The organism is Dermacoccus sp. CCH2-D9 (genome assembly GCF_001556795.1).
Lineage (GTDB): Bacteria > Actinomycetota > Actinomycetes > Actinomycetales > Dermatophilaceae > Dermacoccus > Dermacoccus nishinomiyaensis.
On the sequence record NZ_LSJT01000005.1, the window covers coordinates 1 to 9,957 of the forward strand.

Below are 9,957 nucleotides of genomic sequence, written 5' to 3' on the forward strand. Positions count from 1 at the left end.
CGCCCCAGGCCACCAACGTGGCCCGCTGACCAGAGGAACGGCGGCGGGGGACGACCTGCTTGGATGTGCGGATGGAGTTCACCGCCGCGATGCTCGCCGCCGTCGTCGCGGCGATCCTCGTCGGCGCGGTGCTCCAACGCCTGTCGGGTTCGGGCATGGGGCTCGTCCTGGCTCCGACACTGACGCTCATCATGGGCGCCGCCCATGGCGTCCTGCTCGCGAACGCGACGACGACCGTTTCCGGCCTGCTGCTCACCCTGACGTTGCGACGTGACGTCGACTGGCGGCGCGCCGGCATCATCTGCGCCTGTGTCGTGCCGGGCGCTCTCGTGGGTGCCGTGGTCGTACGCGAGGTCAGTGCGGCCTGGCTGCAGGTCGTCGTCGGAGTGGCGGTGCTCGGCGCAATCGGCTTCACCGTCGGCGCCGATCGCCTCGGCCGTCTACCGCACGTCACGTCCGCGTGGCCGACGCCCGTCGCCGGCGGCATCGGCGGATTCTTCAACACGCTGTGCGGGGTCTCGGCGCCCGTCCTCGTCATCCACTCCCGGCTGACGCGGTGGGAGCATCGATCGTTCGCCGCGACCCTCCAGCCCATCTTCATGACGATGGGGGCCATCTCGGTCATCGCGAAGACGACGCTCGGGTCGACGGGCTCGACCGAGTTGCCGCCCTGGTGGCTCATGCCGCTCGTCGTCGTGCTCGTGCTCATCGGTGTCCGCATCGGCGAGGGTCTCACGCCTCGCGTGACGACGGCGCAGGCGAAGCGACTCGCGATGGCGCTCGCCGCGCTCGGTGGCGCGTCGGCGCTCGTGCGGGGTCTTCTCACGCTCTGACGCTCATCTGACGAGCATCTGCGAGGCGCCGCCGCCTGCCCCCAGGCCGACGTGGTCGAATGACGCATGAGCACTTTCACTCTCGCCGGTCATCGCGTCGGACGCGTCGGGTACGGCGCCATGCAGCTTCCCGGGCCGGGCGTGTTCGGTCCGCCACGCGATCACGACGAGGCCGTCCGCGTGCTGCGTCGCGTCGTCGAGCTCGGCATCGACCACATCGACACGTCGCAGTTCTACGGCCCGAACGTCTCGAACGAACTGATCAAGGAGGCGCTGCATCCCTACGCCGACGATCTCGTCATCGTCTCCAAGGTCGGCGCCGTGCGGGGCCCGTCGGGTGAGTGGCTGCCGGCGCAGCGCCCCGACCAGCTCGTGGCCGCGGTCCGCGAGAACCTCGTGACGCTGGACGTGGAGCGGCTGCCGGTCGTCAACCTGCGCGTCATGCCCGTCGACGAGATCGGCGAGGAGAACGCCTGCCCCCTCGAGGAGCAGCTCGGTGCTATGCAGGGCCTGGTCGAGGCGGGGGAGCTCGAGGCGTTCGGCGTCAGCAACGTCTCGACCGAGCAGGCGCGCGTCGCGCTCGACGCGGGCGCCGTGTGCGTGCAGAACGCCTACAACCTCCTCATGCGTGACGACGACGCCACGCTCGAGTTGTGCCGTGAGCGTGGCGTCGCCTACGTGCCGTTCTTCCCGCTCGGCTCGGCGTTCGAGCACCTGCCGAAGGTCGGCGACGACCGGGCGGTGCAGCGCATGGCCGCCGAACGCGGCGTCACGCCGGCGCAGGTCGGCCTGGCCTGGTTGCTCGCGCGCGCCGAGAACGTCCTGCTCATCCCTGGCACATCGTCGATCGCGCACCTCGAGGAGAACACGGCGGCTCGCGACGTCACCCTCAGTGACGACGACCTCATGACGCTGAACGCCCTGCGCTGAGCGGCGCGTGCCGCGCACCGTCGCAGCGGCAGCAGCTGACGTCGATGGGAGCGTTCTTCCGTGCCCTCACAGACCAGATGCTGCCCTCCGACGTGCGTCAGATGTCGGCGCCGAGCGACTGGGCGAGGCGTCGCACCGGGGCGGCCTCGTCCTTCTTGCCCGCACGCTCGAGCGAGCGGGCCAGGAGCACGGCGGCGTCGACGTTCGTCGGGTCGACGTCGAGCAGTTCACGGGCCGCGACGGTGGCCTTCGTCAGCTGCGCCGAGTGGTAGTAGCTGCGGGCGAGCAGTTCGCGAGCATCACGCGACGCGCCCTCCGGCGTGCCGGTCATGCCCTCGATGAGACGCGCCGCCTCGGTGTACTTGCGCGTGTCGAACAGCTCCTTGGCCGTGCGCAGGGTCTCGTAGGGGTCGCCGCTCGGGTCGGTGATCGTGTGCAGGCCTGACGGACTGGTCGCCGCGCCGAGCATCTGCTCCATCGTCGGCGTGGCCGCCGGCTCGTGCGCCTTCATCGGCGTGGTGGGCTCGAAGGTCTCGTCGCTCATGGCTGCTCCTGTGCGTCGCGGTGTGTCCGCGTCAACCATCGCTGCGGCGCCGCTGTTCCCGATCACCTCGCCTCCGAACCGCGCGCCGACGAGTGGTGGCAGCACACCGCGGGGTTCGTCAGTCCGTCGTGCGTGCCGCTTCGGACGTCGACTCGTCCTCCGCGGCCTCCGCGGCGTCGAGGGGTACGGCATCGACGTCGGGGGAGTCGTGCGGGCCGTCGTATCCGGCGAGGGAGCGGCGGCTGCCGCGGGCGACGAGCGCATCGTCGCCGGTGACCATCCCGCGCAGCGTCGTCGCACCGCCACGCAGTCGCGAGAGGAAGCGCACGAGCGAGCGGCGCTCGTCGGGGTTCGTGCGCTGGTCGATCTGTCGATCGCGAGGGTCGTCGTGCGCGGCTTCGGGGTGCTGCATGTGCTCGATGATCAAGGCGGCCACGGCGCCGGCGTGCGCGTACATGACGGAGTGCGCTGCGCTCGGGATCTCCCAGGCGCGTGCGTGCGGCGTGATGTCGCACAGGTGCCGTGCCCAGGAGCGCGGGCTGGTCGCGTCGTGCTGCCCACGCAGGATAAGGGTGTGCGCGCGCACGTGCGGGAGCCGCTCTTCGATCGGGTAGTTCATCATCTTCGGCAGCACCTTGAAGAACCACCACGGCCCGCAGAGCACGTAGGAGATGAGGACGTGCACGGTGATCGCGAAGGGTTCGCGCCCGGCGCACTGGGCGAGGCGCCACGCCTGGCGCGCGATGCTGCTCTCGGCAGAGTTCACGACGGGGCCGATGAGGACGATGGTGCTGAGATCCGAGCGCCGCGCCGCGACCTCGGTGACGACCTGTGAGCCCATGGAATGCCCGACGAGGACCGGGTCGTCCAGCTCGAGCTGGGTGATCGCGGCCTCGACGAGATCCGCGAATCCTTCGATCCCGGGCGTTTGCTTGCCGTGCGGAACGCCGCCGAAGCCGGGAAGGTCGATGGCGTGGACGGTGCCGACCTGATTGAGATCGAGGGCGAGGCGAACGTAATAGTCGGAGGCCACTCCGATGCCGGCGACGAGGACGAAGTCGCGACCGCGGGGGCCGCTGATCGAGGTGACGCGCGCTTGGGAGGGGCCGTGCTGCACGCGCGAGACCGTCACGTTTCCGCTCGTCGCGTGTTGCTCGGGCTCTGTCCGCATCGTCGCTCTCCATCGTCCCGCAGCGCCGGCGAACCCACACGCGCTCGCCCTGTCTATCCCGCGATCCTACCCAGGGGTAGTGGCGGCGTCCGCGCGACGGGCGAGGCTCGTCCAAGGCTGACGAGACGGGGCCCGGAGAAAACTTCTGCGACGGGGAATGAAGTGCGGATCAAACAAGTTGAGTGAAGTAACAGCAACTTTGATGAGCCGAGGGTTGACACTCACGGCGAAACAGAGTTGAGTCAATATCAGTCAATCTGACGGTGTGGGCCACGCCTGCAGGGCGCGCGCACAGATCGTCGTTTCCTCGAACGAAGGAGATCCCACCATGGGTCGCGCAGTCGGTATTGACCTCGGTACCACCAACTCGGCCGTCGCCGTTCTCGAAGGCAACGAGCCCAAGATCATCGCGAACGCCGAGGGCGGTCGCACCACCCCATCCGTCGTCGCGTTCACGAAGAACGGCGAGATCCTCGTCGGCGAGATCGCGAAGCGTCAGGCGGTCACGAACGTCGATCGCACCATCCGTTCCGTCAAGCGCCACATGGGCACGGACTGGACGACGGAGATCGACGGCAAGAAGTACACGCCGCAGGAGATCTCGGCCCGTATTCTCATGAAGCTCAAGCGTGACTCCGAGGCCTACCTCGGCGAAGAGGTCACGGACGCCGTCATCACGGTTCCCGCCTACTTCGACGACGCCGAGCGTCAGGCCACGAAGGAGGCCGGCGAGATCGCGGGCCTCAACGTCCTGCGCATCGTCAACGAGCCCACCGCCGCGGCCCTCGCCTACGGCCTCGACAAGGGCAAGGAGGACGAGCTCATCCTCGTCTTCGACCTCGGTGGCGGTACGTTCGATGTCTCCCTGCTCGAGGTGGGCAAGGACGCGGAGGACGGCTTCTCCACCATCCAGGTGCGCGCCACCTCCGGTGACAACAAGCTCGGTGGCGACGACTGGGACAACCGCATCGTCGAGCACCTCATCAACAAGGTGAAGAGCGAGTCCGGCGTCGACCTGAGCAAGGACAAGATCGCCATGCAGCGTCTGCGTGACGCCGCGGAGCAGGCGAAGAAGGAGCTGTCGAGCTCGACCTCGACGAACATCTCCCTCCAGTACCTGTCGATGGGCGAGAACGGCCCGATCCACGTCGACGAGACGATCACGCGTGCTCAGTTCGAGCAGATGACGAAGGACCTGCTCGAGCGCTTGAAGAAGCCGTTCGAGAACGTCATCAAGGACGCGGGCGTCAAGATCTCCGACATCGACCACGTCGTCCTCGTCGGTGGCTCGACCCGCATGCCGGCCGTCGTCGAGCTCGTCAAGCAGATGTGCGGTGGCAAGGAGCCGAACAAGGGCGTCAACCCGGACGAGGTCGTCGCCGTCGGCGCCGCGCTGCAGGCCGGTGTGCTCAAGGGTGAGCGCAAGGACGTGCTGCTCATCGACGTCACGCCGCTGAGCCTCGGCATCGAGACGAAGGGTGGGCTTTTCACCAAGCTCATCGAGCGCAACACGGCCATCCCGACGAAGCGCACCGAGGTGTTCTCGACGGCTGAGGACAACCAGCCGTCCGTCGACATCCAGGTGTTCCAGGGTGAGCGCGAGATCGCCAAGGCCAACAAGGCTCTCGGCAACTTCGAGCTCACGGGCATCGCTCCCGCGCCGCGTGGCGTGCCGCAGATCGAGGTCACGTTCGACATCGACGCCAACGGCATCGTGCACGTCTCCGCGAAGGACCGTGGCACGAACAAGGAGCAGTCGATGACGATCTCCGGTGGCTCCGCGCTGCCGAAGGAGGACATCGAGCGCATGGTCCGCGAGGCGGAGGAGCACGCCGCCGAGGACGCGAAGCGTCGCGAGGAGGCCGAGGCCCGCAACACGGGCGAGGCTCTCATCTACTCGACGGAGAAGTTCCTCGAGGAGAACGGCGACAAGGTGCCCTCTGACGAGAAGTCGGCCACCGAGAGCGCCCTCGCCGAGCTCAAGGAGGCCCTGAAGCCGGAGTCGTCCGCGTCGCCGGAGGACATCAACGCGAAGGCCACGGCGCTGTCTGAGGCCAGCCAGAAGATGGGCGCCGCGATGTACGCCGCGCAGGCCGAGAACGGCGACGCCGCGGGTGCGGCCGGTGCCGAGGGCGCTGCAGGCGAGCAGAAGCAGGGTGGCGACGACGTCGTCGACGCCGAGGTCGTCGAGGACGACGACGACACCTCCAAGTGAGTGCCTGACCGGGGTGCCACGCGCACCCCGGTCGGCCCCTGACACGAGTACGGCCGGTGGGCTGCCCACGGGGAGTCCACCGGCCGCTTCGCCACCAGGAGGTGGCAGGAAGGAGTCCGTCATGACGGACCAGAACACGAGCGGCGCCACGCCCCACAACGCCGACGGTGCGACGCAGGGCGAGACCGACAACTCGTTCGCCGGCGGTGTGGGTTCCGACCTGCCCGGCGGAGAGCAGCCCGAGAACCTGCAGACGCGTTCCGACGAGGCCGCCACGCAGGCCGGCCCCGACGCGACGAGCGCTGACGACGCGGTCGCCGAGCACCCGGACACGAAGCTCGCTGCGGAGCGCCTGTCCGACCTGCAGCGCATCCAGGCCGAGTACGTCAACTACCGCAACCGCGTCGAGCGCGACCGGGCTCGTGAGAAGGAGACGACGATCGGCTCGGTCGTCGAATCCCTCATCCCGGTCCTCGACGACATCGAGCTCGCGCGCCAGCACGGCGACCTCACCGAGGGCCCGATGAGCAAGATCGCCGACAAGATCGAATCGACGCTCAACCGCTTCGGTGTGGCACGCTTCGGCGAGGTCGACGAGGCGTTCGACCCCAGCGTCCACGAGGCGCTCATGCACGTCGAGGCCGAGGCGCCCGAGGGCGTCGACGGAACCTTCGTCGTGCAGGTGCTGCAGCCGGGCTACAAGGTGGGCGAGCGCGTCGTGCGTCCCGCCCGCGTCTCGGTCGCAGGCTGATCGAGCGCGCCGCGGCCGAGCCGAGTCGCTTCGTGCCGCGGGGCAATCTGCTTCGCTGACGTCGCGGCTGCGCCCCCACCGGGCGCCGCCGACACACAATTGAAAACCCCGTTCGCACGCGCACGCGATGCACGCCCGGTCCGAGACCGGCCGGCGTGAAACCACGAAGGAGGTGCGCATGGCCAGTCAGGACTGGTTCGAAAAAGACTTTTACGCCACCCTCGGTGTCGCGCAGGACGCAAGCGAGGAGGACATCAAGAAGGCCTACCGCAAGCTGGCCCGCAAGTACCACCCGGACAAGAACCCCGGTGACACCTCCGCCGAGCAGAAGTTCAAGGAGATCGGCGAGGCCAACCAGGTGCTCTCCGACCCGCAGCAGCGTCAGGAGTACGACGCCGTGCGTCAGATGGCGCGAGGCGGCGCCCGCTTCAGCGGCGGTGCCGGCGGCGCCGAGGACGTTTTCTCGTCGATGTTCGGCGGGGGCGGCGGCAGCGGTTACCGCACCTATTCGAGTGGGGCGGGTGGCCAGCAGGGCATCAACCTCGAAGATCTGCTCGCCCAGTTCGGTGGCGCCGGCGGAGGCTTCGGGGGCGGCGGGTTCAGCTCCGGCTTCGGCGGCGGCTCCCGTCAGCGCGCCGCCCAGAGAGGCGAGGACGTCGAGGCGCGCGCGTCGATCACGTTCCGTCAGGCCGTCGAGGGCAGCGAGGTGCGCATCAGCGACGCCGATGGTCAGAGTTTCACCGCGCGCATTCCGGCCGGGGTGAAGGACGGGCAGAAGATCCGGTTGCGCGGCAAGGGCCGTCCCGGCTTCGGCGGTGGCCCGAACGGCGACATGATCCTGCACATCAGCGTCGGCACCGACCCGGTCTTCGGCCGCGACGGTGACAACCTCACCGTCGAGCTGCCCGTGACGTTCGCCGAGGCCACCCTCGGCGCCACGGTGCAGGTGCCCACCTTAGACGGCAAGAGCGTCAAGGTCCGCGTCGCGCCCGGCACGCCCTCGGGCCGCAGCCTGCGCGTCAAGGGCCGTGGCGTGAAGACGAAGAAGGCCACCGGCGACCTCATCGCGAAGGTTCACGTCGTCGTGCCGAAGGAGCTCACCGACGAGCAGCGTCGGGCCGTCGAGACCCTCGCGGCGGGCGAAGCCGACCCGCGCGAAGAGCTGCTCGCGAAGGCGCGTCAGGCCGCGTCGTGACGCCGTCGCGGGTCGAACGGCGGCTCGGCGAGATCGTCGACGACCACAACGGACGCGTCGGTGACGAGCGGCTGCACGGCCTCGACGCTCCGGCGAAGCCGGTGTACGTCATCTCCGTCGCCGCCGAACTGGCCGGGATGCACGCCCAGACGCTGCGCCAGTACGACCGTCTGGGGCTCGTCACCCCCGAACGCACGAGTGGCGGCGGCCGCCGCTACTCGATGCGCGACATCGCGCAGCTGCGTCGGGTGCAGGAGCTGTCGTCGGAGGGAGTCTCGCTCGCCGGCATCCAACGCATCATGGAGCTCGAGCACCAGGTCACGGCGCTACGGGCGCAGATCGAGGAGCTGAGCGAACAGAACGCGCAGTACCGGGACGCACTCGAATCGCGCTCTCACACGTGCGTCTTCGCGGCCGGACGCGACGGCATCGTCGCGCTGGGGCCCGGCGAACGACCGCGCCCGCGCTCGATCGGGCGTTCGCTCCGGCCGTACAGCACCCGCTGAGCCCGAGCTCGTCACGACGCACGCTCCGGAGCGCACGACGCAGCGCCACACCGTCGTCGTACAACACCTGCATGGCCGAGGCCCTCATCCCCGACTCGGGATGAGGGCCTCGGCGCGCGATGCGGGCGTCAGGTTGCCGTCACAGGATGCCGTGCTCGCGCAGCAGCACGCCGATCTCGGTGGAGTCGAGCCCCTTCGCGATCTTGCGGCGCAGTACGGCGGGGCCGGGCAGCTCGGTCTTCTCGCCGTCCTTGAGGCGCGCCGAGGCGTCGAGCAGCGTCCGCACGTCGTAGGTCGAGTTGAACACCTCGGGCACACCGCGCTCGACGCCGAACAACTGGTAGGTGGCTTCCATGCCGGTGCGCACCGAGTACTCGGTCGTGAAGATGCAGTCGCGGCTGGTCTCGGCGAACTGGCCGATGAAGGCGAAGTTCTCCGCGCCCTCCGGCACGACGTCAGGGCGGTCACCGGCCTTGCGGGGCATGAAGAACGACGTCACGTACGGCATCATGACCGGTACGCACTTCGCGCCCGTCGCCGCGAGTTCGGGGATGTCAGCCTCGGGCACGCCGAGGTGGTAGAGCCACTCGGCGGTTATCTCCTCGCCGGTGCACTCGCTCATCGGCTTCTTGACGTAGTCGCCGGGCGTGTCGACGAACAGGCTGTAGACCCACACGACGATCTGGTCCTTCGGCTGCTTCTTGAAGTGCGGCTGGCGGTTCACCGTCCAGCTCATGAGCCAGCTCGAATCCTTGACGGTGACGATGCCGCCCGTCACGACCCGTCCGCTGAAGGGGTCGCGCTTGGCGATGCGCCGGATGTACTCGGGGATGCGCTCATCGAGCGTCGTGACGGTCGCCGACTCCCACTTCGTCTCGTCGATGGAGCTGCAGAACACCTCGGGGCGCCCGAACGACGGATCCTTGCGCGCGATCTTCTTCCACAGGTCCCACGCCGAGGCAGGGCCGCGGTTCAGCGTCGCGGCGGTGCGGTGATCGCCCTCGTCGGAGTTGTCGACGAGCGAGCCGATCGTCATCAGGACGTAATCGTCGTCCCCGAGGTCGACGCCCGTGTCACCGGCGTGCTCGCCGGAGCGGGTCCACTCGATGCGGGTCGCGCGCTTGGCCGACGCCGTCAGGTCGAACTCGACGTCCGTCACCTCCGTGTCGTACTGGAAACGCACGCCCTGCTCGCTCAGCCACTTCGTCATCGGCAGCACGAGCGACTCGTACTGGTTGTACTTGGTGAACTTGAGCGCCGAGAAGTCCGGAAGTCCGCCGATGTGGTGGATGAAGCGGTGCAGGTACAGCTTCATCTCGAGTGCGCTGTGCCATTCCTCGAACGCGAACATCGTGCGCCAGTAGAGCCAGAAGTTGCTGTCGAGGAAGTCGCGGCCGAACACCTCGTCGATGCGCTTGTTCTCCATCTCCTCGCGCGTCGCGAGGAACACCTTGACGAGATCCTTCTGCGCCTTCTTGTTCAGCGTGAACAACCCGTCGGTGTGCGCGTCCTGGCCGCGTTCGACGGTGGCGCGCTGCAGCGAGTAGTTCGGGTCGTCCTTGTTGAGCCAGTAGAACTCGTCGAGCACGGACGCGCCCTCGACCTCGAGGCTGGGGATCGTGCGGAAGCAATCCCACAGGCACTCGAAGTGGTTCTCCATCTCGCGTCCACCGCGGATGACGAACCCCTTCTCGGGCTCCTCGATCCCGTCGAGGGCGCCACCGGCGAGGGAGCCCTTCTCGAGGATCGTGATGTTCTCGCCGGGGACGGCGGCGTCACGGATCATGAAGACGGCCGCCGCGAGGCCCGCGA

Annotated in this window: 9 protein-coding genes; 6 read left to right on the forward strand and 3 right to left on the reverse strand. The window is 68.5% G+C overall.

Translation table 11 applies throughout. The features are described 5' to 3' along the window. The first annotated feature begins 71 nt into the window (after positions 1 to 71). Positions 72 to 833: a sulfite exporter TauE/SafE family protein gene (locus tag AX669_RS00490; protein WP_074041116.1), complete on the forward strand. Its 762-nt coding sequence runs from the start codon at positions 72 to 74 to the stop codon at positions 831 to 833. Positions 834 to 899: 66 nt separating this feature from the next. Further along, entirely contained in the window at positions 900 to 1,763 is an 864-nt protein-coding gene (locus AX669_RS00495) for an oxidoreductase (protein ID WP_062255924.1), read from the forward strand. Positions 1,764 to 1,860: 97 nt separating this feature from the next. Here AX669_RS00495 and AX669_RS00500 read toward each other — a convergent pair whose 3' ends face one another. Together AX669_RS00500 and AX669_RS00505 are read right to left on the reverse strand one after the other, a co-directional pair. Then, complete coding sequence (locus AX669_RS00500; RefSeq protein WP_082740402.1) at positions 1,861 to 2,307, reverse strand: M48 family metallopeptidase; 447 nt, start codon at positions 2,305 to 2,307, stop codon at positions 1,861 to 1,863. A gap of 118 nt (positions 2,308 to 2,425) precedes the next feature. Beyond that, the gene (locus tag AX669_RS00505) at positions 2,426 to 3,478 is read right to left on the reverse strand and encodes an alpha/beta fold hydrolase (RefSeq protein WP_062255926.1); all 1,053 of its coding nucleotides are present in this window, start codon (positions 3,476 to 3,478) and stop codon (positions 2,426 to 2,428) included. A 328-nt stretch (positions 3,479 to 3,806) separates the two neighbouring features. Between AX669_RS00505 and dnaK the strand changes: the two genes are divergently transcribed. From dnaK to AX669_RS00525, 4 genes are all read left to right on the forward strand, one after another. Beyond that, on the forward strand, positions 3,807 to 5,693 hold the full coding sequence (dnaK, locus tag AX669_RS00510) for a molecular chaperone DnaK (protein ID WP_006946091.1): 1,887 nt from the start codon (positions 3,807 to 3,809) through the stop codon (positions 5,691 to 5,693). A gap of 121 nt (positions 5,694 to 5,814) precedes the next feature. Continuing rightward, the gene (locus tag AX669_RS00515; RefSeq protein WP_062255928.1) at positions 5,815 to 6,444 is read left to right on the forward strand and encodes a nucleotide exchange factor GrpE; all 630 of its coding nucleotides are present in this window, start codon (positions 5,815 to 5,817) and stop codon (positions 6,442 to 6,444) included. A 178-nt stretch (positions 6,445 to 6,622) separates the two neighbouring features. After that, on the forward strand, positions 6,623 to 7,639 hold the full coding sequence (locus AX669_RS00520) for a DnaJ C-terminal domain-containing protein (RefSeq protein ID WP_062255934.1): 1,017 nt from the start codon (positions 6,623 to 6,625) through the stop codon (positions 7,637 to 7,639). Then, complete coding sequence (locus AX669_RS00525) at positions 7,636 to 8,145, forward strand: heat shock protein transcriptional repressor HspR (protein ID WP_082740404.1); 510 nt, start codon at positions 7,636 to 7,638, stop codon at positions 8,143 to 8,145. Before AX669_RS00520 ends, AX669_RS00525 begins: the two co-directional genes overlap by 4 nt. Positions 8,146 to 8,284: 139 nt before the next feature. On the opposite strand, the gene AX669_RS00530 is transcribed toward AX669_RS00525, so the two are convergent. Continuing rightward, positions 8,285 to 9,957 (reverse strand): oleate hydratase (locus AX669_RS00530; RefSeq protein ID WP_062255937.1); only part of this gene is annotated, 1,673 nt, incomplete at its 5' end.